The organism is Phenylobacterium sp., assembly GCF_030698145.1.
In the GTDB taxonomy this organism is placed as follows: domain Bacteria; phylum Pseudomonadota; class Alphaproteobacteria; order Caulobacterales; family Caulobacteraceae; genus Phenylobacterium.
Genome location: NZ_JAUYNW010000073.1, coordinates 14,688 through 40,595, shown reverse-complemented (window position 1 = coordinate 40,595; position 25,908 = coordinate 14,688). Strand labels below are relative to the sequence as shown.

The following is a 25,908-nucleotide window of genomic DNA, read 5'->3' as shown; positions in this document are numbered from 1 at the left end:
TGGCCGGGTGAGGGGGACTAAAATGCCCTTCAACGGAGGTTCGACCGGTCTGAGCAGGAGTCAAAGTCCCCCTCAGGCCCTTCGGGCCAGCTCCCCCAGAGGGGGAGCATCTAAGCTCCGCCGCATATGCGATAGCCCTGCTCTTTATGGGGAGGGCAGACCGCGCAGCGGTCGTGGGTGGGGAAGCCTGACGCTTCCTCGCCCAATGCCGAAGTTCCCCACCCTGACGGCTGGCGCCGCCGTCCCTCCCCACAAGGAGGAGGGAAAATGAAAAACGCCCCGGAGATTGCTCTCCGGGGCGTTTTCCTTGGTCGTTGATCGGTCGGACTAGCCGCCCGAGTGGGCCAGGACCGCCAGCAGCAGCAGAGCCACGATGTTGGTGATCTTGATCATCGGGTTCACCGCGGGACCCGCGGTGTCCTTGTAGGGGTCGCCGACGGTGTCGCCGGTCACCGCGGCCTTGTGGGCCTCGGAGCCCTTGCCGCCGTAGTGGCCTTCCTCGATCAGCTTCTTGGCGTTGTCCCACGCGCCGCCGCCCGAGGTCATCGAGATGGCGACGAACAGGCCCGTGACGATCACGCCCATCAGCATGGCGCCCAGGGAGGCGAAGGCGTTGACCTTGCCCGCGATGGCCTGGATGGCGAAGAACAGCACGATCGGCGAGAGCACCGGCAGCAGGCTGGGAACGATCATTTCCCGGATCGCCGCGCTGGTCAGGATGCTCACGGCCCGGCCGTACTCCGGCTTGACCTCACCGGTCATGATGCCCGGGTTCTCGCGGAACTGACGGCGGACTTCCTCGACCACCGCCTCGGCCGCGCGGCCCACGGCGGTCATGGCCATGCCGCCGAACAGGAAGGGCAGCAGGCCGCCGAACAGCAGGCCGACCACCACGTAGGGGTTGGAGAGGTCGAAGGCGACCACGCCAAGGCCGTCGAAGAACGAACCCGGCGTGGCGTTGGCCGCGAAGTACTTCAGGTCTTCGGTATAGGCGGCGAACAGCACCAGGGCGCCGAGGCCGGCCGAACCGATCGCATAGCCCTTGGTGACGGCCTTGGTGGTGTTGCCCACGGCGTCGAGCGCGTCGGTGGTGACGCGCACTTCCGGAGGCAGGCCCGCCATTTCGGCGATGCCGCCGGCGTTGTCGGTGACCGGACCGAAGGCGTCCAGGGCGACGACGAAGCCCGCCAGGGAAAGCATGGCCGTGGTGGCGATGGCGATGCCGAACAGGCCCGCAAGGCCGTAGGTGACGATGATGCCGACGATGATCACCAGGGCCGGGGCCGCGGTGGATTCAAGCGACATGGCCAGGCCCTGGATCACGTTGGTGCCGTGTCCGGAAACCGAGGCCTTGGCCACCGACTTCACCGGGCGGAAGCCCGTGCCGGTGTAGTACTCGGTGATCACCACGATCAGGGCGGTGACCACCAGGCCGGCGATGCCGCAGCCGAACAGGCTCATGGCGTCGAAGGTCTTGTCACCGACCGTGACAGCGCCGGGAACCAGCGAGGTGACGACCCAGTAGATCGCGCCCACCGACAGCACGCCGGTGACGATCAGGCCCTGATAGAGGGCCCCCATGATGTTGTTGCTCTTGCCCAGGCGCACCGCGAACGTGCCGATGAGCGAGGTGTCGATGCAGACGCCGCAGATGGCCAGCGGCAGCAGCATCATGTTGGTGACGATGTCCGTGCCGCGGAAGAAGATCGCCGCCAGCAGCATGGTGGCGACCGTGGTCACCGCGTAGGTCTCGAACAGGTCGGCGGCCATGCCGGCGCAGTCGCCGACATTGTCGCCCACGTTGTCGGCGATGGTCGCGGCGTTGCGCGGGTCATCTTCCGGGATGCCGGCCTCGACCTTGCCCACCATGTCGCCGCCGACGTCGGCGCCCTTGGTGAAGATGCCGCCGCCCAGACGGGCGAAGATCGAGATCAGCGAGGCGCCGAAGCCGAGCGCGACCATGGAGTCGACCACGTCGCGGCTGGTGTTCTCAAGACCCAGGATCAGGGTGAGGAAAGCGTAGTAGCCCGCCACGCCGATCAGGGCGAAGCCCGCCACCAGCATGCCGGTGATCGCGCCCGAGCGGAACGCCAGGGACAGGCCCTTGGCGAGGCTCTCGGAGGAGGCCTGGGCCGTGCGCACATTGGCGCGCACGGAGATCAGCATCCCGACGAAGCCGGCGAGGCCCGACAGGGTCGCGCCAACCAGGAAGCCCGCCGCCGCCAGCCAGCCGATCAGCAGCCCGAGCGCGATGAGGACCACGACGCCGACGATGGCGATGGCCGTGTATTGTTTGTTCAGATAGGCCTGCGCGCCTTCCTGGATCGCCGCGGCGATCTCCTGCATCCGCGCGTTGCCAGGCGAGGCCCGCAACAGGGACAGTGTCTGGAGCACTCCGTAGAGTACGGCCAGGAAGCCGGCGGCGATCACCAGCCAAAGCATAGTCTCAGAACTCATAGTTTAAGCGCCCCTATGGATTGCACGGAGATGACCGACCCCGCCCCGAGAGGCGGCCGACGGCGTTCCAGGCCCTGATGGTTTCCCCAGTATTGGGACGTCGTGTATCCGCCGCCCCTTATTCGTCGCGGGACGTTGCCAGTTGTAACGGGCGCGTGCAACGCCCCGTTCACCAAGCAGCCGGAGCCGGTATGGGCGCTAGGGGCGGATTTCCGAACCGCCGCGCGGCCCGGCCGACTTGGGCGGCGCCATCCGCCGCTTGGGCGCCTGCGACAGGATGGTGATCGATTTCACATCCTTCGCGCCCGCGATGGCCACGGCCTCGCGCATCATGGTCGCCTGCAACCGAGGGGCGTCGATGGTCATGTAGTCCTTGGGGTTGGTGAAGGGGGTGCGGTGCCCAACCCTCACCAGCGCGTCGCGGAAGTAGGGTTCCTTGCCCCGCACCTTGGCGGTGTTGGCCGAGGTGGTCAGCACGACGCGCAGCGAGACGAAGACGTAGTTCACCAGCTTGCCGTCCACCACGATGGGCAGCGCCACGGGCGACAGGTCGACATACTGGCCCACGTCCTTGGCCCCGGCCTTCTCCTCGGCCAGGGCGGGGCCGGCGGCGAGCAGGACGATGGCGGCGGCGAGAGCGGCTCGGCGAGGCATGGGGGCCACCCTGACGGAATATGGTTGCCGTAACCTTTCGCAATCCAGGGTTACCGGCGCTTGCGGTCGTGCTTAAGCTGGCCGCAACCAGGGAGGGTCGAATGCGATCGCTGCTGCTTGCACTCACAATCGGGCTGATGACAGCCTTCCCGGCCCATGCCGCCGGCGCAAAGCCGCCCGCAGCCTATGGCGACAAGGCGCAGGACCTGGTCGAGGCCTATTCCGACGCTGGCCGGTTCAGCGGCGCGGTCCTGGTGGCCAAGGACGGCAAGCCGATCTTCCGAAAAGGCTTCGGCCTCGCCAATCGCGAATGGGGCGTCGCCGTAACGCCGGAGACGGTGTTTCGCCTGGGGTCGGTGACCAAGCAGTTCACCGCCGCTGCGATCCTGCAACTCGCTGAGCAGGGCAAGCTCGGGCTCGACGACCCGATCTCGAAACACTATCCGTCCGCTCCGGCCGCCTGGGCGCCGATCACCCTGCGCCACCTCCTGGTCCACACGTCGGGTATCCCCAGCTACACCGCCATTCCCGGCTTCTTCGGAAACCCCTCCCGAAACGACCGCACGCCGGAGGAGATCATCGCGCTGACCCGCGACAAGCCGCTGGAGTTCGTCCCGGGATCCAAGTTCACCTACGACAACACCGGCTATGTCCTGTTGGGCTACGTCATCGAGAAAGTCAGCGGGCAGACCTACCAGGCCTATCTGCGGGACCACATCCTGGGTCCCGCCGGGCTGAAGGCCTCCGGCTACGACGTGAGCGAGGAGATCCTCCCCCGCCGGGCGGCGGGCTACGCTCTCTCGGGCGCGGAAGTCCGCAACGCCGCTTATCTGTCCATGACCCTGCCCCATGCGGCGGGCTCGCTCTACTCGACCGTCGATGACTTGCTGGCCTGGGACCAGGCCCTGCACGCAGGCAAGGTCCTGAAGCCCGCGTCGGTCACCGCCATGTTCACCGCCCAGGGCCACCAGTACGGCTTTGGCCAGTTCATCGGCGTGGAGAACGGACACCGTGTCTGGAGCCATGGCGGCGGCATCAATGGCTTCTCGACAGTTCTCGCCCGCTATCCGGACGACGGGCTAACCGTGGTGGTGCTTTCCAACATGACCCAGGGACCGTCCGGGAAGATCGCCCGCGAACTGGCGGCGCTCCACTTCGGCGAGGCGAAGCTTACCCCGACAGTGAAACTCAAACCCGCCATGCTCGACCAATATGTCGGCCTCTACCAGCTTGGGCCTCGACTGGTGCTCCGCGTTCGGCGCGACGGGGATCGTCTCAGCCTGCAGCCGACCGGCCAGCCGCCAACACCATTCTATCCGACGTCGGAACGGGCTTTCGCCGCCCGGATCGTGGAGTCCGTCGCGACCTTCGACGGGCCCGTGGAGGGGCGCTCGCCGGGAATGACCACTCTCCAAGGTGGAGTCGAGTTGAAGGGCAAGCGGATCGAGGCGGCGGAGGCCGACCGGATCGAGAGCCAGCCCAAGCCCACGCTCACGGAGGTGGCGATCGATACGTCCCTGCTCGACCGCTATGTCGGAAGTTACCGCTTGACGCCCGCCCTGACCGCCGTGGTCAGCCGCGAGGCCGACCAGCTGTTCCTGCAGGCGACCGGCCAGCCCAAGGTCGAGCTGTTCGCGTCGGCGCCCAACGCCTTCTTCATCAAGGTCGTGGACGTCCAAGTCACCTTCAACGGCCCGGCAGGCGGCAAGGCGGTGGAGATGGTGGTTCGTCAGAACGGCGCCGACATCGCCGGCCCGCGGATCGAATAGGCGACTATTCGGACGTCGCCGCCACCGGCATGCTCACCGCCCTATCCAGACGAGGAAATCCCAGAATCATGGTCGCAGACGGCAGGTCGGTCAGCCTCCGACGCATCGAGGCGGGCGACCTCGCCCAGATCGCCCCACACCTCTTCACGGTCTCGATCACCGAACCGCTGACGGAGCTCTCCCGCCTCCAGTCCGTGCACACCGCGACCGGTCTGTGGCTGGACGACTCCGGCGCGGTGGCCATTGTCGAGAACGCTGGCGGGCGGATGGTCGGCACCATGCAGTTCTACCGCTCCAGCCCGGTCATCCACGGCTATGAGCTGGGCTATATCGTCCATGACCCGGCCGATCGCGGGAAGGGCTACGCCTCGGAAGCCACAGCCCTGCTGAGCGACCTGCTGTTCGCGCAGCGGCCGGGTTGCTTCCGGCTGCAGTTGATCATCGAGACCTGGAACGAGGCGTCGTGGCGGATCGCCGAACGCTGCGGATACGCCCGCGAGGCCCTGCTGCGGAAGGCCGGGTTCAGTACTGAGGATCCTGAGGACTGCTACCTCTACGCCCGGGTGCGCGGCGGCTAGCCGTGCCGCCAGCCGCCGGGGCCGGGATCGATCGGGACGCCGTCGACCAGGACGTCGACACCCGCCCCCTCGACGATCTCCCCGATGAGGGTCATGCCGGGAATGCGGACGGCGTCCGGGGCGACGGCGCAGACGATCTCATAGTCGTCGCCGCCCGAGGCCAGGGCGCGCAGCGCCGTGGCGCGATCGTCCTGGCCGCCTAGCCAGCGGTGGGCGGCGGGCGACAGGGGCAGGCGTTCGAGGCTCAACCTCAGGCCGGCGCCGCTGGCCTTGGCGATATGGCCGGCGTCGGCGATCAGACCATCGGACACATCGGCGGCGGCGTTCGCGTGGTCCCGCAGCGCCGCGCGCAGGTCGAGGCGCGGCGTGGGCAGACGGTAACGGCCCGCCAGATATCCGTCCGGATCGTCCAGCTCGCCCCGCGCCGCGGCCAGGCCCAGCCAGCCGTCGCCGATGGTCCCGCTGACCATGACCAGGTCGCCGGCCCTGGCGCCGCCCCGCCGGATCATCTTCCCCGCCGAAACCCAGCCCATCATGGTGAGCGAGAGCGTCAGGGGCCCGGGCGTCGAGACGGTGTCGCCGCCCAGCAGGACCAGGTTGGCCCCGTCCTGCGCCAGGCCCGCGGCGAAGGCCTGGCGTTCGGGCCATCCGAAATTGGGCGGCCAGGCGACCGCCAGGAAGTAGCCGTAGGGCTCGGCGCCCTTGGCGGCCAGGTCGGAGAGGTTCACCCGCAACAGCTTGCGCGCGATCAGGCTGGGCGCTTCGCCGCTGAGGAAATGCACGCCCTCGACCATGGCGTCCTTGGTGACCACCAGGTCGAAGCCTGGCCGCGAGGGAATGGCCGCGGCGTCGTCCAACAGCTCGAAGGCCTCCGCCGCCCCCTTGGTCAGCGGGCGGTAGAGGCGGGCGATCTGCTCGAACTCATCTGGGCCGGACATCCTGAGCCACCGCGTCCAGGGCGCCGTTCACGAATCCCGGCTCCGGGCCTTCGAAGAACGACTTGGCGAGCTCAACATATTCGTCGATCACCACCTCGGTGGGGACGTCGGCGCGATGGGCCAGCTCGAAGGCGCCGGCGCGCAGTATGGCGCGGACCGTGGCGTCCAGCCGCTCCAGCCGCCAACCGGAGGCCAGGCGCTTGACCACGGCCTGATCGATCTCGCGCTGGGCGGCCACCACGCCGCGCACCAGTTCGGCGAAGAACTCCTCGTCGGCGCTGGCCAGGGTGTCGCCCTCGGTGGGCGCGTCGCCTTCCATGCCCCGGTCGAACCGGTGGTCGGCGAACTCGCGGATCACGGCCTCGACGCCTGCGCCGGAGACTTCCATCTGATAAAGCGCCTGGATCGCCGCCAGGCGGGCGACCGAACGCTTGTTGTGGGCCGTCCCGCTCATCGGGCGACCTGACCCAGAAGTTGGCGCTTGAGCGCGATCATCTCGAGCGCCGCGCGGGCCGCACCGCCGCCCTTGTCGCCTTCGCTGGCGCGCGCCCGGGCCCAGGCCTGATCGCCGTCCTCAACCGTCAGGATGCCGTTGCCGATGGCCAGGCGCTTGCCGATGGCCAGGTCCATGATGCCGCGCGCGGACTCGTTGGAGACGATCTCGAAGTGGTAGGTCTCGCCACGGATCACCGTGCCCAGCGCCACATAGCCGTCATAGCGCTTGCCGGCCGGGCGATGACCTCCCTCCTCGGCGATGGCGATGGCGCCGGGGATCTCCAGCGCGCCGGGCACGCTGATCACGTCGTATTCCGCGTCATGGGCGGTGATCACGTCGGCCGCCGCCTTCAGCAGCTCGTCGGCCAGATCATCGTAGAAGCGCGCCTCGACCACGAGGATGCGGATTTTCTCTTCGAGCATGTGACGTCCTTTTCGAAGCGACCCTTTAGGCCGTTTCGCGCCAGCGGGCGAGATAGCGCGCCAGCATATCGATCTCGAGGTTCACCCGGCTGCCCACCGTGAGCCGGCCCAGGGTGGTCACATCCCAGGTGTGAGGGATCAGGTTCACGCCGAAGACGTCGTCCTCGACCTCGTTCACGGTTAGAGAAACGCCCTGCATGGTGATCGAGCCCTTGGCGGCGATTAGGCGGTGCAGCGGGCGCGGCACGCGGACCTGGATCCGGTGCGAGCCGCCCTCGCTTTCGATGGAGATCACCTCCCCCACCCCGTCCACATGGCCCGAGACGATGTGGCCACCCAGTTCGTCGCCGAGCCTAGCCGCGCGTTCCAGATTGACTGGGTCGCCGGCCTTCCACTCGTCCAGGGTGGTCATCGACAGGGTCTCGCCGGAGACCTCCACGGCGAACCAGCCCTCGCCTTTCTCCACCACGGTCAAGCAACAGCCGGCGTGGCTGATCGAGGCGCCGATATCGACGGTGGTGAGGTCGAAGGCGGTCTCGACCTCGAGCCTGCGATCGCGGTTGGTGTCGCGGACGGCGCGGACGCGGCCCACATCGGTGACGATGCCGGTGAACATTCAGATCCTCTCGTATCGCTCCCAAAGGTCGGCGCCGACCTCCAGGACTTCAAGACGGCGCAGCTTCGGCGCCTCGGCCAGGGCCGCCACGGCCAGGGCGCCGATCCCCGGCCGGCCCTCCCCGCCGATCACGATGGGCGCCCGGAACCACTCCAGGCGATCCACCAGGCTGCAGCGCAGGAAGCTCGCCGCCACCTGGCCGCCGCCCTCGACGAACAGCCGGGTCAACCCTTGCCTTGCCAGGGTTTCCACCACGTCACGCAACTCCGGACGCTTGTCGCCGACGGCGTGGACCTGCAGGACGCGCACGCCGGCGTCGGTGAGTCGCGGCTCGGGCGGCGTCGTGGATATCAAATAGGTCGGGATATCGCGCGCTGTGACGACCAGCTTGCAGCCATCGGCCAGCCGCTGTCGGCTATCCAACACAACGCGGGCGGGCTGGGAGCCCGTCCAGCCCGGCAGGCGGACGGTCAGTGCGGGATCGTCGGCCAAGGCTGTCTCGACGCCAACGACGACCGCGTCGTGTTCCGAACGCAGCCGGTGCGTCGCCTCGCGGGCCTCCGGCCCCGTGATCCAGCGGCTCTCGCCCGTGGCCGTGGCGATGCGGCCATCCAGCGAGGTGGCGAGCTTGAGGGTGACCCTAGCGCTCATCCTCGGACGCTTCGCTCAAGCCCTCCTCGCCGAGGAAGGTCGCGAACTCACCGGCCTCACGGAAGTCGCGATAGACCGAGGCGTAGCGGACATAGGCCACGTCATCGAGGCTCTTGAGCTGCTTCATGACCATCTCGCCCACCACGGACGAGGCGAGCTCTGTCTCGCCCATGCTCTCGAGTTGGCGGGCGATCAGCGAAATCATCCGTTCGATCCGCTCGGGCTCGATGGGACGCTTGCGAGTGGCGATGGAGATGGAGCGGGCCAGCTTGTCACGCTCGAACGGCGTGCGCCGACCCGAACGCTTCAGGATGGTCAGCTCGCGAAGCTGCACCCGCTCAAAGGTGGTGAAGCGACCGTTGCACTCGGGGCAGAGCCGCCGGCGCCGGATCGCCGCGCCGTCTTCCGACGGGCGGCTGTCCTTAACCTGACTCTCGGCGTGACCGCAGAATGGGCAGCGCATGATGTAGCCCCTCCCGGCCTACCTTACCCCCAGATACAGGGTCTAGCCGTAGATGGGGAAGCGTTTCGTGAGCGCCAACACCTCATCGCGCACCTTGGCTTCCACCGCCGAGTTGTCGCCGCCCTTGGCCAGGCCGTCCAGGACCTCACCCATCCAGGTCCCGACCTGGCGGAATTCGCCGGGGCCGAAGCCGCGGGTGGTGCCGGCCGGAGTGCCGACCCGCAGGCCCGAGCTCTGCATCGGGGGGAGCGGGTCGAAGGGGATGCCGTTCTTGTTGGTGGTGATGTGGGCCCGCTCCAGGGCCACCTCGGCGTCGGCGCCCGACACGCCCTTGGGCGTCAGGTCGACCAGCATCAGGTGGCTGTCGGTACCGTTGGAGACGATCTTGAAGCCGGCGGCCTGAAGGCTGTCGGACAGGGCGCGGGCGTTGTCGACCACCTGGCGGGCGTAGAGCTTGAACTCAGGCTTCAGGGCCTCGCCGAAGGCCACGGCCTTGGCGGCGATCACGTGCATCAGCGGGCCGCCCTGGAGACCGGGGAAGACGGCGCTGTCGATCTTCTTGGCCAGCTTCTTGGAGTTGGTCAGGATCATGCCGCCGCGGGGACCGCGCAGGGTCTTGTGGGTGGTGGTGGTGACCACGTGGGCGTGGGGGAACGGGTTCGGATAGACCCCGCCGGCCACCAGGCCAGCATAGTGGGCGATGTCGACCATCAGGATGGCGTCGACGCTGTCGGCGATCTCGCGGAAGCGGGCGAAGTCGATCTCGCGGCTATAGGCCGAGCCCCCGGCGATGATCACCTTGGGCTTTTCGGCCAGGGCCACCTCGGCGGCCATGTCGTAGTCGATCAGGTGGTCCTGCTGGCGAACGCCATAGGCCACCGGCCGGAACCACTTGCCCGACTGATTCACGCTTTTGCCGTGGGTCAGGTGGCCGCCGGCCGCCAGGTCCATGCCCATGAACGTGTCGCCGGGGCTCATGGTGGCCATGAACACCGCCTGGTTGGCCTGGCTGCCCGAGTGGGGCTGCACGTTGGCGTATTCGCAGCCGAAGATCTGCTTGGCGCGGGAAATGGCGATCTCCTCGGCGATGTCCACCACTTCGCAGCCGCCATAGTAGCGTTTGCCGGGATAGCCCTCGGCGTACTTGTTGGTCAGGACGGAACCCTGGGCCTCGATCACGGCCTTGGAGACGATGTTCTCGGAGGCGATCAGCTCGATCTGGTCCTGCTGGCGCTTCAGTTCGCCGGAGAGGACGGCGGCGATATCGGGGTCGCTGTCGGCGACACCGGCGGAAAAGAACGCGTCGGAAAGGCTCTGGGTGTGGACGGTCATGGGCGTGGCTTTCGGGAATCTCGGGAGGGGCGGAGGCCAGGGGCGCTCTTTAGCGCCTTCGGCCGGGCGAACCAAATGCTGGGAACAATCTCGACATCCGAGCGTTGCAACCTGACCGGAGGCGCGCGCTGGCGTGGTCTCGTGGCCATCGTCATGGCGTTGTGAGGGGGCTCTGTATGAGTATCGATGTCGAACCCGAGGCTCGTTCGGGTGAGGAATTGCTGCGGCTTGGAGCCGATATCGTCTCGGCCTATGTGAGCCGCAACGCGGTCTCGGTGGACGCGGTCCCCGACATCATCCGGTCCGTTCATGGCGCCTTGCAGACCCTGGGACGCGAGGCCGCCGCCCAACCGGAAGAGCGGGCCAAGCCGGCCGTCCCGATCAATCGCTCGATCCAGAACGACTTCATCGTCTGCCTGGAAGACGGCAAGAAGCTGAAGATGCTGAAGCGCTATCTGCGATCGCGATTCGACATGAGCCCGGACGACTATCGCCGCCGCTGGGGCCTGCCGCCCGATTATCCGATGGTGGCGCCGGCCTACGCCGCGCGTCGCAGCGACTTCGCCAAGAAGATCGGCCTGGGCCGAGGCGTTCGTCGCGGGAAGTGACCCGGTGGGAACCGGGTCATCCCCGCGCGGGCGGGGATCCAGAAGGTGAATGAGCGGCCTTGCCGCAGTCGTTTGATCAGCGAACCCTGAGGGTCTCCTGAATGAGCCGAACGCCGCGCGGGTATGCGCCCGCGCGGTCGAAATCGCAAGACCAGAGCAAAATCCGGTCCGGATTTTGCTCAAGATTCTTTGAGTCTAGACCATTTTCTTCGCCGAACCGGTGCCCACTTCGGCGGAAAATGGACTAGGCGGCGACCCCGCCCACCCGGGCGATGTTGCAGTGGACCCAGAGCTTCTCCAGCGCCTCGGCCAGGTGCTCCATCATGTCGTCCGTGTGGGCCGGCGACGGGGTGAAGCGCAGGCGCTCGGTGCCGCGCGGCACCGTCGGGTAGTTGATCGGCTGAACATAGATGCCGTAGTCGGCCAGAAGGATGTCGGAGATCATCTTGCAGTGGACTGCGTCGCCCACCAGCACGGGGACGATGTGGCTGACCGAGGGCATGACCGGCAGGCCGGCCTTCTTCAGGCGCGCCTTCAGGGTCGCGGCGCGCTCCTGGTGGGCTTCGCGGACCTCGTTGTGGTCCTTGAGGTAGCGGATCGAGGCCACCGCCCCGGCGGCGAGGGCCGGCGGGATCGAGGTGGTGAAGATGAAGCCGTCGGCATAGGAGCGGATCGCGTCGACGATCACGGCGTCGGCGGCGATATAGCCGCCCATGACGCCGAACGCCTTGCCCAGCGTGCCCTCGACGATGTCGATCTGGTCCATCACGCCGTCACGTTCGGCCACGCCCGCGCCGCGGGGACCGTACATGCCGACCGCATGGACCTCGTCCAGATAGGTCATGGCGCCGTACTTCTTGGCGAGCGCCACTGTGCCCGGCAGGTCGGCGATGTCGCCGTCCATGGAATAGACGCTCTCAAAGGCGATGACCTTGGGGGCGTCGGCCGGCGCTTCGATCAGGAGTTGCTCGAGGTGCTCCAGGTCGTTGTGGCGGAACACCCGGCGGCTGTCGCGACCGCCGGCCCGGATGCCGGAGATCATCGAGTTGTGGTTCAGCTCGTCCGAAAAGATGATCAGGCCGGGCAGGATCTTGTAGAGCGTCGAGAGCGAGGCCTCGTTAGAGACGTAGCCCGAGGTGAACAGCAGGGCGGCTTCCTTGCCGTGCAGGTCGGCGAGCTCCAGCTCCAGCTCCACATGGTAGTGGGTCGTGCCCGAGATGTTGCGGGTGCCGCCCGAGCCGGCGCCGGCCTCGTTGATCGCCTTGTGCATGGCGTCGAGCACCAGCGGGTTCTGGCCCTGGCCCAGATAGTCGTTCGAGCACCAGACCGTGACATCGCCCTGGGTCCCGTCAGTCTGGGTCCAGGTGGCGCGCGGGAACTGGCCCCGATGGCGCTTCAGGTCGGCGAACACCCGATATCGACCTTCCGAACGCACGCGTTCGAGGGCGGAGCGGAAGGCGTCCTTGTAATCCATCGACTTGAACTCCGCCCTTGGCGTTCGACGATCTCTCGCCGCGAGCGGTCCCCTTATTCGGCCGCGCTTATCGCGCCACCAAGCCCCATTGTCCACATTCTGTCATGTCGGAACAGATCAGTTTTCATGATCGAACGTACAGGCTTCGTGATCGCCGGTAACATTCGCCCGGCGACCACGACGCTTTGGCGCGGCGCGGCGCGCCTAGCCGGGCTTCTTGAACTTGTAGACGAACTGGTCGGTCTTGCCCCGGATCGCGGGGTCGAAGACGCCGATGGTCTTGGCGTCGGCCGGGTTGCGCAAGGCGTTGTTCTCGCCGACGAACTGGAAGCCAGCAGCCTCGACCTCACGCTTGACGATGGCCGGATCGATCCGGTGGAGGGTGTCGGCGACCTCGACCGGGGCGCCGGCGACGGCGGTGTGGTCGATAATCAGCAGGGTCCCGCCCGGCTTGATGGTGTCGAACAGCGCCTTGTTCACCGCAGCGACGTCCAGGTTCAGGCGCTTCAGATGGAAGTCGTGATAGTTCTGGGCCGTGAACATCACGTCCACCGGCTCAGGCGTCTTGAAGGCGCCGGCGGCCAGCGGAACCGGGATGACATTGCCCTTGGCCGCGGCCTTGGCCTTCTCCAGGTCGGCGGGCGTCACCGCCGCGAACACCTTGCCATTGGGGCCGACCGCGGCGCTCAGGACACGGGTGAAATAGCCGCCGCCGGGCAGCAGTTCGACCACGACGTCGCCCTGCTTCACGCCGGCGAACTCCAGCATTTCCGCGGGCTTGCGCGCGGCGTCGCGCTCCTTGTCGGCGGCGGGACGATCGGCGTTGGCGACCGCCGCTGCGATGTGGGCCGGGGGTGCGGCCTGGGCCGCGGAAACCGATAGGGCAAGGGCCGCGCAAGCGGCCAGCAACAGATTGCGGTTCATGTTTCTCTCCCTGCGGCGCGCACGTCCGGCGGCCGTCTTGGTCAAGGTAGTGGCGACCAAGCCTCACCGGAAGGAAGCGGCGCAAAAATGGCGTCCAGCATGGCGTCGTCGACGCCCTCCGGCGTCGCCGGGTTCCAGCGCGGGGCGTTGTCCTTCTCGACGATCACCGCGCGCACCCCCTCGAGGAAGTCGTGGCGCCGCACGACCCGGGCGCCGACAGCGTACTCCATGGCCATGTTTTCGGCGAAGCTTTGCGCCGCGCCGCCCAGCCTCAGTTGGCGGAGGGCGACCTTCAGGGTCTGGGGCGACTTGGTGGCCAGCACCTTGAGCTGATCGCGGGCCCAGTCGGTGTCGGCGGCCTGGAGGGCCGCGAGGATCGCCTCGACGCTGTCCTTGCCGAAGATGCGGTCGATCTCGTCCTGGTGCTGGGCCAGGGGCGGTCGTCCGGCGTCGGCCTCGAACTCGGTCAAGATGGTCTCGACCGCCTCGGGGTCGGCGAGGATGGCGGCCTTCAGGTCGGCGACCTTGGCGCTTTCCACATAGTCGGTGGCCACGCCGACCAGTTCGCAGTCGGCGGCCTTGATCCGCGCACCGGTGAGGGCCAGCCACAGGCCGATATGGCCCGGCATCCGCGGCAGGAACCAACCGCCGCCCACGTCGGGGAAGAGACCGATTCCGGTCTCGGGCATGGCGTAGGTGGTCTTCTCGGTCGCAACCCGGTAGCGCGAGGGCATGGCGAGACCGACCCCGCCGCCCATGGTGATCCCGTCCATCACCGTCACGACCGGTTTGGGATACTCAAAGAGCAGATGGTTCAGCCGGTACTCGACGAAGAAGAACTCGCACGCGGCCTTGCCGTCGGAGGCCCCGCTCTCGGCGAGCATCCGGATGTCGCCGCCGGCGCAGAAGCCCCGATCCCCGGCGTGGTCGATCATCACCAGGGCCACCGCCGGATCGTCACGCCATGCCAGCAGGGCCTGGGTCATCGCCTGGCACATGGCGGTGGTGAGCGCGTGCAGCGCCTGGGGCCGGTTGAGCGTGATCCGCCCGACCGCGCCTTCGATACGGGTGAGAACGTCTTCAGTCATGGTCGCCAGCCTCGCGTCGGGGTCGTCGATCCGGCGTTATCACACCCGATCGCGACCTCCATCGCAAACACGTCAGCAACGCCTGAAGACTTGCGTGACGCCAAGGGATCGGTCACAGCGCGGGATCATGACCAAAGCCCCCCTCGCCGCCTATCCCGCCCTGCGCCTTCGCCGCCTGCGCCAGGCCGACTGGGTCCGCCGCCTAGTGCGCGAAAGCGTACTGACCCCGGCCGACCTGATCTGGTCCATGGTGGTGCACGAGGGCGAGGGCGAGGTCCCCGTGGCTTCGATGCCGGGCGTATCGCGCCTGTCGGTCAAGGATGCCGCCAAGGCCGCCGTGGAAGCCAGGCGATTGGGTATCCCCGCGATCGCCATCTTCCCCCACATCGACGGGGCCAAGAAGGACGCCTCGGGCGCCCTGGCCCACGATCCGAACGGGCTGATCGCCAACGCCATCAAGGCCATGAAGGACGCCGCGCCCGAGGTCGGGATCATGTGCGACGTGGCCCTGGACCCCTTCACCGACCACGGCCATGACGGCCTGATCGAGAACGGCAAGATCCTCAACGACCCGACCATCGAGCGCCTGGTGCAGCAGGGGCTGATGCAGGCCCAGGCCGGCTGCGACATCCTAGCCCCGTCCGACATGATGGACGGCCGCTGCGGGGCGCTGCGCCAAGCGCTGGAGGTCGCGGGCCTGCAGGACGTGATGATCATGTCCTACGCCGCCAAGTACGCCTCGGCCTTCTACGGCCCGTATCGCGACGCCATCGGCTCGGGCAAGCTCGGGACAGGCTCGGTCGACAATCCCGGGGACAAGAAGACCTACCAGATGGACTCGGCCAACACCGAGGAGGCCCTGCGCGAGGTCGCGCTGGACATCGCCGAGGGCGCCGACATGGTCATGGTCAAACCCGGCATGCCCTATCTCGACATCGTCAGCCGCGTGGTCGAGGCCTTCGCCATGCCGACCTTCGCCTTCCAGGTGTCGGGCGAGTACGCGATGATCATGGCCGCGGCCCAGAACGGCTGGATCGACGAGGAACGCGCCATCCTGGAGAGCCTGGGCGGCTTCAAGCGCGCCGGAGCGGCCGGGGTGATCACCTATTTCGCCCCGCGGGCGGCGAAGATGCTCGGGGCGTGATGACGACCAGGGTCGTGGAGATCGTCGCCGGGGTCATCCGCGACGCCGACGGCCGCGTGCTCACCGTTCGTAAGCGCGGGACTTCGGCCTTCATGCTGCCGGGGGGCAAGCGAGAGCCGGGCGAGAGCGACCTCGCGGCCCTGTCGCGCGAACTTGGCGAGGAATTGGGCTGCGTCCTCGTCGGGGTCGACCATCTGGGAACATTTGACGCCGAGGCCGCCAACGAGCCGGACACGCAGGTCCATGGCGCGATCTATCTGGCCCACATCGAGGGCCCGGTCACAGCTCTGGCGGAGATCGAGGACCTGCTCTGGATCGATCCAACCGCCCCAGCAGCCGTCCGACTTGCGCCGTTGCTGGAGCGCCACGTGTTGCCGCACCTGCTAGCTACGGCTTCTCCAGCCGGGTGACCAGGCTGGACGTGTCCCAGCGGGCGCCGCCAGCGGCCTGCACCTCGGCGTAGAATCTGTCGACCATCGCCGTCATGTCCAGGGTCGCCCCATTGGCGCCGGCCTCGCCCAGCACGAGACCCAGGTCCTTGCGCATCCAGTCGACGGCGAAGCCGAAGTCGAACCTACCCTCGCTCATCGTCTTCCAGCGGTTGTCGAGCTGCCAGGACTGGGCCGCGCCCTTGGAGATCGCCTCATAGACATCGGCGGGGTCGAGACCGGCGCGCCTGGCGAAATGCAGGCCCTCGGCCAGGCCCTGGACGACGCCGGCGATGCAGATCTGGTTGACCATCTTGGTGAGCTGGCCCGCCCCGGGCCCGCCCATGCGCCGCACGGCCTTGGCGAAGGCGGCGATCACCGGCTCGGCGCGGGCGTAGGCCTGCGGCTCGCCGCCGCACATGACGGTGAGTTGGCCGTTCTCCGCGCCGGCCTGGCCGCCTGAGACCGGGGCGTCGACGAAGAAGCGCCCGCCCTCCCCCGCCAGGTTGGACATTTCGCGGGCCACCGTGGCCGAGGTGGTGGTGTGGTCGACGACGATCCCGCCCGGCGCCATCGCCGGCAGGACCTGGGCGACGACACCACGGACGTCGTCGTCATTGCCCACGCACAGGAAGACGATCTCCGCGCCGGCCGCCGCCTCGGCGGGGCTCGCCCCAAGGCGTCCGCCATGGGTCGCGACCCAGCGCTCCGCCTTCTCAGGGGACCGGTTGAACACCATGACCCCGTGTCCGACCTTGGCCAGATGGCCCGCCATCGGGAAGCCCATCACCCCCAGCCCGACGAAAGCGACCTTCATGCAGTTCCCCTGTTCACTAGGCTCAACGCCATCTTAACGCGCCCCGTCCACCTTGCGAGGGAATCAGGGTCACGGGGTTTGAACCATGGCGGTGGGCGAAGCGCCTATCCTCATCAAGAAGGTGAAGAAGGTCTCCGGGCACGGCCACCACGGCGGCGCCTGGAAGGTCGCCTATGCCGACTTCGTGACCGCGATGATGGCCTTCTTCCTCCTGATGTGGCTGATCAACACGACAAGCCCGGAGCAGAAGCGCGGCATCGCCGACTATTTCGCGCCCGCCAGCGTCTCGGAGACTACTTCGGGTTCGGGCGGCATCCTGGGCGGCACGGCGCTGGGCGACGACGGCGCCAAGGGCGCGGGCTCGATGGCGATCATCGAGGACAAGACCCCGGAATCGAAGGTCCAGGACCACGGGCAGTCGACGGACGCCGGCAAGGACACCTCGCCGCAGGCGTCCGAAGAGGCCGTGCGGGAGGCCATGGCCAAGCGCGAGGAGGCCGCCTTCGCCTCAGCTGCCCAGTCCCTGCGCCAAGCGCTGCAGGACATGCCGGAGCTGGCCGAGCTCTCCAAGAACATCCTGATCGACCAGACCCCCGAGGGCATGCGCATCCAGTTGGTCGACCAGGAAGGCCGCTCGATGTTCAATACGGGCCAGACCCAGCCCAATGACCGCGCCAAGCTGCTGCTGCGCGCCGTGGCCAAGATCATCAACAGGCTGCCGAACCGCATCACCATCTCCGGCCACACCAGCGTCAGCACCTCGGGCGCCAAACCCGACTCCGACTGGTCCCTGTCCAGCGGCCGCGCCGACGCCTCGCGCCGGGTCCTGCAGGGCGCCGGCGTCGATCCCGACCGGGTCTACCAGGTCTCGGGCAAGGCAAACTCCGAGCCGCTGTACACCGACGACCCGACCTTGCCCGGCAACCGCCGGATCGCCATCGTGCTGCTGCGCGAGGCCCCGGTCCTGCCGCCGGACAGCGGCTTGCAATGAGGGGGTTCGCGCCGTGACGTTTGGGACCTTGCGCCTGAGCTTCCCATGACGCCTAATCCCTCCAGGCGTAGTGGTTCGAAAGCGATCGCAAGTCCGTGACGCAGCACTTTCCGACGCGACAACTCAGGTTCTTCCTGACAGCGCCCTCGCCCTGTCCGTACCTGCCCGAGCGCCACGAACGGAAGGTTTTCGCCCATCTGCCGCTGTCGGACGGCGCCAGCGTCAATGACAGCCTGACCCAGGTCGGCTTCCGCCGGTCGCAGAACATCGCCTACCGCCCGGCCTGCGAGGCCTGCGCCGCCTGCGTCTCGGCGCGAATCCCGGCCAAGGACTACATCTTCTCGCGCTCGGAGCGCCGCGCGCTCGCCCGCAACGAGGACCTGGAACGCCATCTGGTCGAGGCCGAGGCCACCATGGAGCAGTTCGACCTGCTCCGCCGCTACCTGGTCAGCCGCCACGCCAATGGCGGCATGGCCGAGATGACCTGGCCCGACTACGTCGCCATGGTCGAGGACACCGCGGTCCGCACCCACATCATCGAGTACCGCCTGCGCTCGCAGGACGGCGGGCCCGGCGACCTGATCGCCTGCGTGCTCGTGGACCTGATGAGCGACGGGCTCTCCCTGGTCTACTCGTACTACGACCCCAGCCTCACCCGCCGCAGCCTGGGCTCCTTCGTGATCTTGGATCACGTGGTCCAGGCCTGCCTGACCAGCCTGCCCTATGTTTATCTGGGCTACTGGGTGCGGGGGTCCGAGAAGATGGACTACAAGGTCCGCTTCTCGCCCATCGAACTGCTGCGCCCGGAGGGCTGGTCGTTGATGTCGGCCCGCGACCGGTTGCGGATTCAAGACCCCTGACCATCCCGCATCGTTGACAGCCGCGCCCGGCGGTTCTCACATGGCCCCCAACGAAGCCCCGAGGGCTTCCCTGGGAGAGTGTCATGGACCCTGCGCTCGAAGCGTTCCGTCAAGAGGCCCGCGACTGGCTGGCCGAGAACTTCCCGCCACCCCTGAAGGGCCAGGTCGGGATGATGACCGCCGAGGGTCAGGCCCCCGAGGACGCCGATTTCAACCTCTGGAAACGGCGGATGGGGGAACGCGGCTGGGGCGTGCCCACCTGGCCAGCGGCCTATGGCGGCGGCGGCCTCTCGGCCATGGAGGCCCGTATCCTGCGTGAGGAGATGGCCAAGGCCGGCGCGTGGAACCCCATCGGCGGCATGGGCGTGATGATGTTCGGCCCCACCCTGCTGGAATACGGGACCGAGGAGCAGAAGCAGCGGCATATTCCGCCCATCGCCAAGGGCGAGCTGCGCTGGTGCCAGGGCTATTCCGAACCGGGATCGGGTTCGGATCTCGCCTCGCTGCAAACGAAAGCTGAAGATTCGGGTGACCATTTCCTCGTAAATGGCTCAAAACTATGGACTTCTGGCGCGAACTATGCCGACTGGTGCTTCTGCCTGACCCGCACGGATCCGACCAAGAAGCATGAGGGGATCAGCTTCCTGCTGATCGACATGCGTACGCCGGGGGTGGAGACGCGGCCGATCCTGCTGATCTCGGGGTCCTCGCCGTTCTGCGAAACCTTCTTCACCGACGTGAAGGTGCCCAAGGGCAATCTGGTCGGGCCGCTGAACGGCGGCTGGACGGTCGGCAAGCGCCTGCTGCAGCACGAGCGCAGCGGGATCAGCGGCGCCGACGGCGGCCGGGCCCAGCCCACGTCCAAGCCGCTGCGCGAGGCGGCCAAACGCTACAAGGGGGTCGACGAGGACGGCGCCCTGGCCGACAGCGACATGCGCACCCGCGCCGCCATACTGGACATGGACCAGAAGGCCTACGCCCTGACCATCGCCCGGGTGGCGGCCGAGGCGCGCAATCAGAACGGCCCCAGCGCCGCCACCTCGGTCATGAAGAACGCCTATTCGCGGGCGGCCACCGACCAGGCCGAGATGATCGTGGAGGCCATGGGGCTGAATGGCCTCGGCTGGGACGGCGAGGAATTCACGCCCGAGGAGCGCGCCGCGGGCCGGGCTTATCTGCGGGTGAAGTCCTCGACCATCGCGGGCGGATCGCAGGAGATCCAGAACAACATCATCGCCAAGCGCATCCTGGGCCTGCCCGACACCACCCAGAACCGCTGAGCGCCACAGGCTTCGTCAACAGCAGAGCTCGCCCCGTCCCCAGGCGAGGCGCGAAGGCGCGTCGACCGCCGGCCCGCGGCTTGGTAAACCTGCGGCGTGTACTCGTATCGGTCCAGATCAGTCGCATGACGCGCCAATTGCGCCTGGAGCTGCGGCGGCCGGTGTCCTACGCCCGCGAGCACTTCGTGCCGGGGCCGTCGAACGCCCAGGCCATCGCGATGCTGGACGCTTGGCCCGCCTGGCATGGAGGGGCCCTGGCCCTGTTCGGACCCACGGGCGCCGGGAAGACCCACTTGGCGCGGCATTGGGCGGAACGGGCCGGCGCGGTGATCCTGGACCGCGTCGATCCCAAGCTGGCCGAGGTCTCAGGCCGGCCGGCGCTGGTGGAGGACGTCGACCAGGGGATCGACGGCGAGGCCCTGTTCCACCTGATCAACATGGCCGCGCGCGACGGGGGCGGCCTGCTGCTGACCGCGCGCAAGGCCCCGGCCACCTGGGACGCGGCCCTGCCAGACCTGCGCTCGCGACTCAACGCCCTGCCGGCGGCCGAGATCGAGGCGCCGGACGACGAGGTGCTTGAAGGCGTCCTGAGAAAATTCTTCCGGGAGCGGAGCATTCGCCCCCCGCGTGAGGTGTTCACCTACCTGTTGCGGCGCATTGAAAGGTCGATCCCGGCGGCGCGCGAGATCGTCAAGCGCCTGGACGAAGCCGCCGACGAGGCGGGGCGGCCCATTTCCCGGGCGCTTGCTCGGGAGATTCTTGAGGACGATACGGAGAATCTTGACCTTTTTGACGGATGACTTGTTGCTGTCACACGGTTCGTTCAGAACCAAGTTATGCCGACGGACACTGTATCCATGACCTATGCCGCGCCGACAACGACCGCCGATGCGAAGCCGCTCGCGGTCGACACGGAGCTGGCCGAGTCGCCCGAACGTTTCATCAACCGCGAACTGTCGTGGCTGGCCTTCAACGAGCGGGTGCTGGGCGAGAGCAAGAACACGCGCCACCCGCTGCTGGAACGCCTGCGGTTCCTGTCGATCTCGGCCAACAACCTCGACGAATTCTACATGGTCCGCGTCGCCGGCCTGAAGGCTCAGGCCCGCGAGGGCGTCCGCGTCGTGTCGCAGGACGGCCTGACGCCGGTCGAACAGCTTCTGCGCGTCAACGCCGAGGCCGCCGATCTGATGCTGGATCAGCAGACCCGCTGGCTGCAGCTGCGCGAGGAGCTCACCGCCGAGGGCCTGACCGTCGTCCAGTCCGACGAGGTCAGCGCCGCCGACAAGCTGGCGCTGGAGCCGACCTTCATCTCGCGCATCTTCCCGGTGCTGACGCCGCTGGCCATCGATCCGGCCCACCCGTTCCCGTTCATCCCGAACCTCGCCTTCTCGCTGGTCATGAAGCTGAAGCGGATCTCGGACGGCCGGCTGATGTACGCCCTGGTGCCGATCCCGGCCCAGGTGGCGCGGTTCTGGGAGCTGCCGCCGGCCCCCACCCGGCGCAAGCGGCCGCATCGCCGGTTCATCAGCCTTGAAAGCATGGTCGCCCTGTTCCTCGACCATCTGTTCCCCGACTCCGACGTGGAGGCCGTGGGCGTGTTCCGGCTGATCCGCGACAGCGACGTGGAGATCGAGGAAGAGGCCGAGGATCTGGTGCGCGAATTCGAGGTGCGGCTGAAGCAGCGCCGGCTAGGTTCGGTGGTGCGGGTCGAGCTCGAGGCGGCCATGCCCGAGGAGCTGCGCGCCTTCATCGTCGGCAACCTTCACGCCCAGAACGAGGACATCATCCTCATCGACGGGCTGCTGGGGCTGGACGAACTCTCACAGCTGATCCCGTCGGACCGTCCCGACCTGAAGTTCAAGCCGTTCGAGGCGCGTTTCCCCGAGCGGATCCGCGATCATGCCGGTGACTGCTTCGCGGCCATCCGCGACAAGGACATCCTGGTCCACCACCCGTTCGAGAGCTTCGACGTGGTGGTGCAGTTCATCCGCCAGGCGGCGCGCGATCCCAATGTCCTGGCGATCAAGCAGACCCTCTACCGCACCTCGCAGGACAGCCCGATCATCGCCGCGTTGATCGAGGCGGCCGAGAACGGCAAGAACGTCACCGCCCTGATCGAGATCAAGGCCCGGTTCGACGAAGAGGCTAACCTGAAATGGGCCCGCGACCTGGAGCGGGCCGGCGTCCACGTCGTGTTCGGCTTCGTGGAGTACAAGACCCACGCCAAGCTCTCGATGGTGGTCCGCAAGGAGGGCGACACCCTTCGCACCTACTGTCACTTCGGGACCGGCAACTACCATCCGGTCACCGCGCGGATCTATACCGACCTGTCGCTGTTCACCTGCGATCCAGCCATGGGCCGAGACTCGGCGCGGCTGTTCAACTTCATCACCGGCTACGCCCGTCCCGACGGGCTGGAGAAGCTGTCGCCCTCGCCGCTGACCATGAAGGCCGACCTGCTCACCTTCATCATGCGCGAGGTGCAGAACGCGCGCGCCGGCAAGCCCGCGGCCATCTGGGCGAAGATGAACTCGATCGTCGATCCGGTGATCATCGACGCGCTCTACGAGGCCAGCCAGTCAGGGGTCTCAATCGACCTGGTGATCCGCGGCATCTGCTGCCTGCGGCCCGGCGTGCCCGGCCTGTCGGAGAACATCCGGGTCAAGTCGATCGTCGGGCGCTTCCTGGAGCACTCACGGATCGTGGCTTTCGCCAATGGCGGCGTCATGCCCTCGGCCGAGACCCGCGTGTTCATCTCCTCGGCCGACTGGATGCCGCGCAACCTCGACCGCCGGGTCGAGTGCCTGACGCCGGTCGAGAACCCCACCGTCCACCAGCAGGTTCTGCAACAGATCATGGTGGCCAATCTCAAGGACGAAGCGCAAAGCTGGACGCTCGACGCGGACGGCCGCTATACCCGGGACCCGTCATGGGACCACCCGGGCGCCTTCTCCGCGCACGAGTACTTCATGACCAACCCGAGCCTCTCCGGCCGGGGGCAAAAGGTGAAGGACATGCCGCGCGCGATCGATCATGTGGCCTCGCGCGGATAATCGAGCGCATCTAGGCCTGATGAAGTCCGAATCGCCGCTTCCCGGCGCGGCTGGCGTTCGCCAGGCCGCGGTCATCGACATCGGCTCCAATTCCGTGCGCCTGGTGATCTACCGGCTGGAAGGCCGGGCGATCTGGACCGTGTTCAACGAGAAGGCCCTGGCGGGCCTGGGCCGCGACCTTACGGTCACCGGACGCCTGTCGCCGGAGGGCATCGAGACCGCCCTGACAGCCCTGCGCCGGTTCCGCGCGGCCCTCAGCGGCTGGGCGGCCTCCGAGCTCTTCGTGGTCGCCACCGCCGCCGTGCGCGAGGCCGCCGATGGAGCCGCCTTCATCGCCCGCATCCAGGCCGAAGCCGGACTCACCCCGCGGATCCTCTCCGGCGCCGAGGAAGCCCGCTACGCGGCCCTTGGGGTCCTGGCCGGCCAGCCCGACGCCGCGGGCGTGGTGGGCGATCTGGGCGGAGCCAGCCTGGAGTTGGTGCATCTGGACCCCGCCGCTCCCCGTGACGGCGTGACCTTGCCGCTCGGCCCCTTTGCGCTTGGGGCGCCCAGGCCGCTGGACGTCGAGCGCGTGCGCAAGCGCATCGTCGGCCACCTGGACCAAGCCGCGCTCGCCTTCCGGACCCGGGAGTTCCACGCCGTGGGCGGCGCGTGGCGCAACCTCGCCCTGCTGCACATGGAGATGGCCGACTACCCCCTGCGGGTGGCTCACCAGTACGAGATGAGCCGCTCGGACGCTGTCGATGTCGCCCGCTTCGTGGCTCGCCAGTCCAAGGCCTCCCTGGAGCGAATGCAGGGCCTGTCCAAGAAGCGCTTCGACACCCTGCCCTACTCGGCCCTGGTGCTGGAGACCCTGATCGAGCGTCTGGGCGTCGAGCGGGTGGTGATCTCGGCTTATGGCCTGCGCGAGGGCCTGCTGCTGGAGGCCATGGCCCCCGAGGACCAAGGGCGCGATCCGCTGATCGAGGGTTGCGAGGCTCTGACCACGGTCCACGGCCTCTCGAACACCCTGGCGCCGGGCCTGGAACGCTGGCTCGCCCCGGCCTTCGGAGTGTTGCGGCCGGAATTCGGACATCGCGAGGCGACACTCACCGCCGCGGCCTGCCGCCTGGCCGACCTGGGCGCACGACTGCACCCCGACCATCGTGGTGAACTGGCCTTCGAGCAGGTGCTGCGCGCGCCGATCGCCGGCATGACCCACCCCGAGCGCGCCTATCTGGCCTGCGCCGCCTTCGCCCGCCACAACCCCACGCCCGTTACCCCGGAGCCGGGCACCATCGCCCGGGTGCTGACCGTGGAACGTCGCCAGAGGGCGCGCGCGCTGGGATCGGCCATCCGCCTTGGCTGCGACCTCTCGGCCCGCAACGCCGCCCTCCTGGAGCGGTCGGCCCTACGCATCCAGGGCGAGGTGCTGAGCTTGAGCGCCGAACATGGCTGGTCGGACATGCTGCTGGGCGAACAGACGGCCAAGCGCGCCCAGACCCTGGCCCAGGCCCTGCGGCTCAAGCTGCAGTTGGGTTAGAGCGTGATAGATACCGGTGCAGGCGCCCGTCACACTCTAACACTTCGAATTAGTGCCTATTTGATCCCTTCGAATACCTCCATTCGAAGGGAAAAGGGTCCCGCGGCCGACCGTCAGCCGCCGGTGATCCAGTCCCCCGTCAGGCTGGCCAGCGAGACGCCGACCAGGATCATCTGGCCTCCGCCGGACATGCTGATGACCACGTCGGCGCCGGACTGGGCCACAGTGTAGCTCGAGCCCTCTTCGACGATCACCCGGTCGCCCTCGGCGCGCCTGAAGTCGGTGACGTAGTCCAGGCCCGCCAGGCCGAAGGTGAAGAAGATGTCGGCGCCGGCGCCGCCGCCCAGGCTGTCGTTTCCGCGATCTCCGAACAGCCAGTCGTCGCCGTCGCCGCCGGTCAGGATATCTTCGGCTTGGCCGCCGCGCAGGGTGTCGCGCCCGGCGCCGCCGTCGAGGGTGTCGTTGCCCATGTTGCCGTAGATGAGATCGTCGCCCCGCTCGCCGATGAGCAGGTCGCGATCCTTGCCGCCCACCACCCAGTCGTCGCCGTCGCCGCCGCGGGCTGTGTCGTTGCCCTCGTTTCCGTGGATGTCGTCGAAGTTTATCCCGCCGACCAGATAGTCCTGACCCAGTCCGCCGCGCAGGAAGCTCTCGCCCGTGCCGATGGCCGCCCCGCTTGTGATGGTATCATCGCCGTCGCCGCCCAGGAGCGCGTCGTAGCCGCCGCCTCCGTCCATGACGTCATTGCCCGCGAACCCGTAGAGCGCATCGTCGCCCGAGGCCCCGAGGAGCGTATCGGAGCCAGCCAGGGCGAGACTGAAGGCCGACAACACATCGCCATCGCGAACCAGGGCGACGAACTGTTGCGCCGATACCGAGAAACCGGAGATGTCGAAGTGAAGGAACCCACCCAGATTTTCCTGCACGTGGTTGAGCACGCCGCCGGCCAAGCCTCCCAACGGATCATACGAGAAATTGCCGAAGAAGGCGTCGCGGTGGCCACCAGGAAGGTCGAAGTAAGCGAACTCGGTGAAGCCGATGTAACCGGTTCCCTGCAAGAACGGCAAAAAGAGAGGGCCGTCCATGTCCACGCCGAACTCAGCGCCAACTTTGAATAGAGCCATCGTACACCCACCCTTCTGCTCAACCATGGGAGGCGGGTTGGTCGCCGAGGTCAATGCCGCACCCCGCAACGGTCACCAATATTAAGGAAGATTAGGATTACCAACCCTCTCCAAACGCCCCTCGGCCCAGTCCGATTTCCTCAGGGGGCGGCCCCACCTCTTGCCAAAGCCGTCGGGCAGGCAGGAACTAGCGCCTGACGAAGAGGCGCATCGGCGCCC

The 25,908-nt window shown here is 67.7% G+C and carries 25 protein-coding genes; 11 read left to right on the top strand and 14 right to left on the bottom strand.

Features of this window, described 5'->3' with window-relative positions; translation table 11 throughout:
- Positions 1 to 327: 327 nt before the first annotated feature.
- Complete coding sequence (locus Q8Q77_RS10955; protein WP_305583611.1) at positions 328 to 2,442, bottom strand: sodium-translocating pyrophosphatase; 2,115 nt, start codon at positions 2,440 to 2,442, stop codon at positions 328 to 330.
- Between the two features lie 213 nt (positions 2,443 to 2,655).
- On the bottom strand, positions 2,656 to 3,111 hold the full coding sequence (locus Q8Q77_RS10950) for a hypothetical protein (RefSeq protein WP_305583609.1): 456 nt from the start codon (positions 3,109 to 3,111) through the stop codon (positions 2,656 to 2,658).
- A 101-nt stretch (positions 3,112 to 3,212) separates the two neighbouring features.
- Here Q8Q77_RS10950 and Q8Q77_RS10945 point away from each other — a divergent pair, with 101 nt between their 5' ends.
- On the top strand, positions 3,213 to 4,880 hold the full coding sequence (locus tag Q8Q77_RS10945) for a serine hydrolase (RefSeq protein ID WP_305583608.1): 1,668 nt from the start codon (positions 3,213 to 3,215) through the stop codon (positions 4,878 to 4,880).
- A 68-nt stretch (positions 4,881 to 4,948) separates the two neighbouring features.
- Positions 4,949 to 5,458 carry a GNAT family N-acetyltransferase gene (locus Q8Q77_RS10940; RefSeq protein ID WP_305583607.1) on the top strand — a complete coding sequence of 170 codons (510 nt, stop codon included), beginning with the start codon at positions 4,949 to 4,951 and terminating at the stop codon, positions 5,456 to 5,458.
- Here Q8Q77_RS10940 and thiL read toward each other — a convergent pair.
- The 7 genes from thiL to glyA are packed head-to-tail and all read right to left on the bottom strand — an operon-like array spanning position 5,455 to position 10,376.
- Positions 5,455 to 6,396 (bottom strand): thiamine-phosphate kinase, encoded by a 942-nt coding sequence (thiL, locus tag Q8Q77_RS10935; protein WP_305583606.1) that lies wholly within the window; start codon positions 6,394 to 6,396, stop codon positions 5,455 to 5,457. The two genes, Q8Q77_RS10940 and thiL, sit on opposite strands and share 4 nt — an antisense overlap.
- Positions 6,380 to 6,850: a transcription antitermination factor NusB gene (gene nusB / locus Q8Q77_RS10930; RefSeq protein WP_305583605.1), complete on the bottom strand. Its 471-nt coding sequence runs from the start codon at positions 6,848 to 6,850 to the stop codon at positions 6,380 to 6,382. Before nusB ends, thiL begins: the two co-directional genes overlap by 17 nt.
- Positions 6,847 to 7,314, bottom strand: a complete 468-nt coding sequence (gene ribH, locus Q8Q77_RS10925; protein WP_305583604.1) for a 6,7-dimethyl-8-ribityllumazine synthase — start codon at positions 7,312 to 7,314, stop codon at positions 6,847 to 6,849. Before ribH ends, nusB begins: the two co-directional genes overlap by 4 nt.
- Before the next feature lie 25 nt (positions 7,315 to 7,339).
- A complete protein-coding gene (locus tag Q8Q77_RS10920) occupies positions 7,340 to 7,930 on the bottom strand; it encodes a riboflavin synthase (protein WP_305583603.1) in 591 nt (196 codons plus the stop codon).
- On the bottom strand, positions 7,931 to 8,581 hold the full coding sequence (locus tag Q8Q77_RS10915) for a RibD family protein (RefSeq protein WP_305583602.1): 651 nt from the start codon (positions 8,579 to 8,581) through the stop codon (positions 7,931 to 7,933). It abuts the gene before it with no gap.
- A complete protein-coding gene (gene nrdR / locus Q8Q77_RS10910; protein WP_305583601.1) occupies positions 8,571 to 9,044 on the bottom strand; it encodes a transcriptional regulator NrdR in 474 nt (157 codons plus the stop codon). The genes Q8Q77_RS10915 and nrdR overlap by 11 nt, the downstream gene beginning before the upstream one ends.
- A gap of 42 nt (positions 9,045 to 9,086) precedes the next feature.
- On the bottom strand, positions 9,087 to 10,376 hold the full coding sequence (gene glyA / locus Q8Q77_RS10905) for a serine hydroxymethyltransferase (RefSeq protein WP_305583600.1): 1,290 nt from the start codon (positions 10,374 to 10,376) through the stop codon (positions 9,087 to 9,089).
- A gap of 176 nt (positions 10,377 to 10,552) precedes the next feature.
- Between glyA and Q8Q77_RS10900 the strand changes: the two genes are divergently transcribed.
- Positions 10,553 to 10,984: a MucR family transcriptional regulator gene (locus tag Q8Q77_RS10900; RefSeq protein WP_305583599.1), complete on the top strand. Its 432-nt coding sequence runs from the start codon at positions 10,553 to 10,555 to the stop codon at positions 10,982 to 10,984.
- A 244-nt stretch (positions 10,985 to 11,228) separates the two neighbouring features.
- Here the strand turns inward: Q8Q77_RS10900 and hemA are convergent, their stop codons facing one another.
- The 3 genes from hemA to Q8Q77_RS10885 all read right to left on the bottom strand — a co-directional run bounded on the left by hemA (position 11,229) and on the right by Q8Q77_RS10885 (position 14,470).
- Positions 11,229 to 12,458, bottom strand: coding sequence for a 5-aminolevulinate synthase (gene hemA, locus Q8Q77_RS10895; protein WP_305583598.1), 1,230 nt, complete (start codon positions 12,456 to 12,458; stop codon positions 11,229 to 11,231).
- 204 nt (positions 12,459 to 12,662) lie between these two features.
- Complete coding sequence (locus Q8Q77_RS10890) at positions 12,663 to 13,382, bottom strand: class I SAM-dependent methyltransferase (RefSeq protein WP_305583597.1); 720 nt, start codon at positions 13,380 to 13,382, stop codon at positions 12,663 to 12,665.
- A gap of 41 nt (positions 13,383 to 13,423) precedes the next feature.
- The gene (locus Q8Q77_RS10885; RefSeq protein WP_305583596.1) at positions 13,424 to 14,470 is read right to left on the bottom strand and encodes an enoyl-CoA hydratase/isomerase family protein; all 1,047 of its coding nucleotides are present in this window, start codon (positions 14,468 to 14,470) and stop codon (positions 13,424 to 13,426) included.
- A gap of 127 nt (positions 14,471 to 14,597) precedes the next feature.
- Between Q8Q77_RS10885 and hemB the strand changes: the two genes are divergently transcribed.
- Together hemB and Q8Q77_RS10875 are read left to right on the top strand one after the other, a co-directional pair.
- Positions 14,598 to 15,614 carry a porphobilinogen synthase gene (gene hemB, locus Q8Q77_RS10880; RefSeq protein WP_305583595.1) on the top strand — a complete coding sequence of 339 codons (1,017 nt, stop codon included), beginning with the start codon at positions 14,598 to 14,600 and terminating at the stop codon, positions 15,612 to 15,614.
- Positions 15,614 to 16,024: an NUDIX domain-containing protein gene (locus Q8Q77_RS10875; protein WP_305583594.1), complete on the top strand. Its 411-nt coding sequence runs from the start codon at positions 15,614 to 15,616 to the stop codon at positions 16,022 to 16,024. Before hemB ends, Q8Q77_RS10875 begins: the two co-directional genes overlap by 1 nt.
- On the opposite strand, the gene Q8Q77_RS10870 is transcribed toward Q8Q77_RS10875, so the two are convergent.
- Entirely contained in the window at positions 16,002 to 16,859 is an 858-nt protein-coding gene (locus Q8Q77_RS10870; RefSeq protein WP_305583593.1) for an NAD(P)-dependent oxidoreductase, read from the bottom strand. The two genes, Q8Q77_RS10875 and Q8Q77_RS10870, sit on opposite strands and share 23 nt — an antisense overlap.
- An 85-nt stretch (positions 16,860 to 16,944) precedes the next feature.
- Between Q8Q77_RS10870 and Q8Q77_RS10865 the strand changes: the two genes are divergently transcribed.
- From Q8Q77_RS10865 to Q8Q77_RS10840, 6 genes are all read left to right on the top strand, one after another.
- Complete coding sequence (locus tag Q8Q77_RS10865) at positions 16,945 to 17,850, top strand: flagellar motor protein MotB (RefSeq protein ID WP_305583592.1); 906 nt, start codon at positions 16,945 to 16,947, stop codon at positions 17,848 to 17,850.
- 95 nt (positions 17,851 to 17,945) lie between these two features.
- A complete protein-coding gene (locus Q8Q77_RS10860) occupies positions 17,946 to 18,710 on the top strand; it encodes an arginyltransferase (RefSeq protein WP_305583591.1) in 765 nt (254 codons plus the stop codon).
- An 83-nt stretch (positions 18,711 to 18,793) separates the two neighbouring features.
- Positions 18,794 to 19,990, top strand: coding sequence for an acyl-CoA dehydrogenase family protein (locus tag Q8Q77_RS10855; protein WP_305583590.1), 1,197 nt, complete (start codon positions 18,794 to 18,796; stop codon positions 19,988 to 19,990).
- A 125-nt stretch (positions 19,991 to 20,115) separates the two neighbouring features.
- Positions 20,116 to 20,790 carry a DnaA ATPase domain-containing protein gene (locus Q8Q77_RS10850; RefSeq protein ID WP_305583589.1) on the top strand — a complete coding sequence of 225 codons (675 nt, stop codon included), beginning with the start codon at positions 20,116 to 20,118 and terminating at the stop codon, positions 20,788 to 20,790.
- Between the two features lie 57 nt (positions 20,791 to 20,847).
- Positions 20,848 to 23,043 carry an RNA degradosome polyphosphate kinase gene (locus Q8Q77_RS10845; protein ID WP_305583588.1) on the top strand — a complete coding sequence of 732 codons (2,196 nt, stop codon included), beginning with the start codon at positions 20,848 to 20,850 and terminating at the stop codon, positions 23,041 to 23,043.
- A gap of 19 nt (positions 23,044 to 23,062) precedes the next feature.
- Positions 23,063 to 24,565: a Ppx/GppA phosphatase family protein gene (locus Q8Q77_RS10840; protein ID WP_305583587.1), complete on the top strand. Its 1,503-nt coding sequence runs from the start codon at positions 23,063 to 23,065 to the stop codon at positions 24,563 to 24,565.
- Between the two features lie 113 nt (positions 24,566 to 24,678).
- On the opposite strand, the gene Q8Q77_RS10835 is transcribed toward Q8Q77_RS10840, so the two are convergent.
- Complete coding sequence (locus Q8Q77_RS10835; protein ID WP_305583586.1) at positions 24,679 to 25,716, bottom strand: calcium-binding protein; 1,038 nt, start codon at positions 25,714 to 25,716, stop codon at positions 24,679 to 24,681.
- Positions 25,717 to 25,908 lie beyond the last annotated feature (192 nt).

Bases quoted from the DNA above. Each gene is read 5' to 3' on its own strand.
- Q8Q77_RS10955 (WP_305583611.1), bottom strand. From the start codon at position 2,442: ATGCTTTGGCTGGTGATCGCCGCCGGCTTCCTGGCCGTACTCTACGGA.
- Q8Q77_RS10950 (WP_305583609.1), bottom strand. From the start codon at position 3,111: ATGCCTCGCCGAGCCGCTCTCGCCGCCGCCATCGTCCTGCTCGCCGCC.
- Q8Q77_RS10945 (WP_305583608.1), top strand. From the start codon at position 3,213: ATGCGATCGCTGCTGCTTGCACTCACAATCGGGCTGATGACAGCCTTC.
- Q8Q77_RS10940 (WP_305583607.1), top strand. From the start codon at position 4,949: ATGGTCGCAGACGGCAGGTCGGTCAGCCTCCGACGCATCGAGGCGGGC.
- thiL (WP_305583606.1), bottom strand. From the start codon at position 6,396: ATGTCCGGCCCAGATGAGTTCGAGCAGATCGCCCGCCTCTACCGCCCG.
- nusB (WP_305583605.1), bottom strand. From the start codon at position 6,850: ATGAGCGGGACGGCCCACAACAAGCGTTCGGTCGCCCGCCTGGCGGCG.
- ribH (WP_305583604.1), bottom strand. From the start codon at position 7,314: ATGCTCGAAGAGAAAATCCGCATCCTCGTGGTCGAGGCGCGCTTCTAC.
- Q8Q77_RS10920 (WP_305583603.1), bottom strand. From the start codon at position 7,930: ATGTTCACCGGCATCGTCACCGATGTGGGCCGCGTCCGCGCCGTCCGC.
- Q8Q77_RS10915 (WP_305583602.1), bottom strand. From the start codon at position 8,581: ATGAGCGCTAGGGTCACCCTCAAGCTCGCCACCTCGCTGGATGGCCGC.
- nrdR (WP_305583601.1), bottom strand. From the start codon at position 9,044: ATGCGCTGCCCATTCTGCGGTCACGCCGAGAGTCAGGTTAAGGACAGC.
- glyA (WP_305583600.1), bottom strand. From the start codon at position 10,376: ATGACCGTCCACACCCAGAGCCTTTCCGACGCGTTCTTTTCCGCCGGT.
- Q8Q77_RS10900 (WP_305583599.1), top strand. From the start codon at position 10,553: ATGAGTATCGATGTCGAACCCGAGGCTCGTTCGGGTGAGGAATTGCTG.
- hemA (WP_305583598.1), bottom strand. From the start codon at position 12,458: ATGGATTACAAGGACGCCTTCCGCTCCGCCCTCGAACGCGTGCGTTCG.
- Q8Q77_RS10890 (WP_305583597.1), bottom strand. From the start codon at position 13,382: ATGAACCGCAATCTGTTGCTGGCCGCTTGCGCGGCCCTTGCCCTATCG.
- Q8Q77_RS10885 (WP_305583596.1), bottom strand. From the start codon at position 14,470: ATGACTGAAGACGTTCTCACCCGTATCGAAGGCGCGGTCGGGCGGATC.
- hemB (WP_305583595.1), top strand. From the start codon at position 14,598: ATGACCAAAGCCCCCCTCGCCGCCTATCCCGCCCTGCGCCTTCGCCGC.
- Q8Q77_RS10875 (WP_305583594.1), top strand. From the start codon at position 15,614: ATGACGACCAGGGTCGTGGAGATCGTCGCCGGGGTCATCCGCGACGCC.
- Q8Q77_RS10870 (WP_305583593.1), bottom strand. From the start codon at position 16,859: ATGAAGGTCGCTTTCGTCGGGCTGGGGGTGATGGGCTTCCCGATGGCG.
- Q8Q77_RS10865 (WP_305583592.1), top strand. From the start codon at position 16,945: ATGGCGGTGGGCGAAGCGCCTATCCTCATCAAGAAGGTGAAGAAGGTC.
- Q8Q77_RS10855 (WP_305583590.1), top strand. From the start codon at position 18,794: ATGGACCCTGCGCTCGAAGCGTTCCGTCAAGAGGCCCGCGACTGGCTG.
- Q8Q77_RS10850 (WP_305583589.1), top strand. From the start codon at position 20,116: ATGACGCGCCAATTGCGCCTGGAGCTGCGGCGGCCGGTGTCCTACGCC.
- Q8Q77_RS10845 (WP_305583588.1), top strand. From the start codon at position 20,848: ATGACCTATGCCGCGCCGACAACGACCGCCGATGCGAAGCCGCTCGCG.
- Q8Q77_RS10840 (WP_305583587.1), top strand. From the start codon at position 23,063: ATGAAGTCCGAATCGCCGCTTCCCGGCGCGGCTGGCGTTCGCCAGGCC.
- Q8Q77_RS10835 (WP_305583586.1), bottom strand. From the start codon at position 25,716: ATGGTTGAGCAGAAGGGTGGGTGTACGATGGCTCTATTCAAAGTTGGC.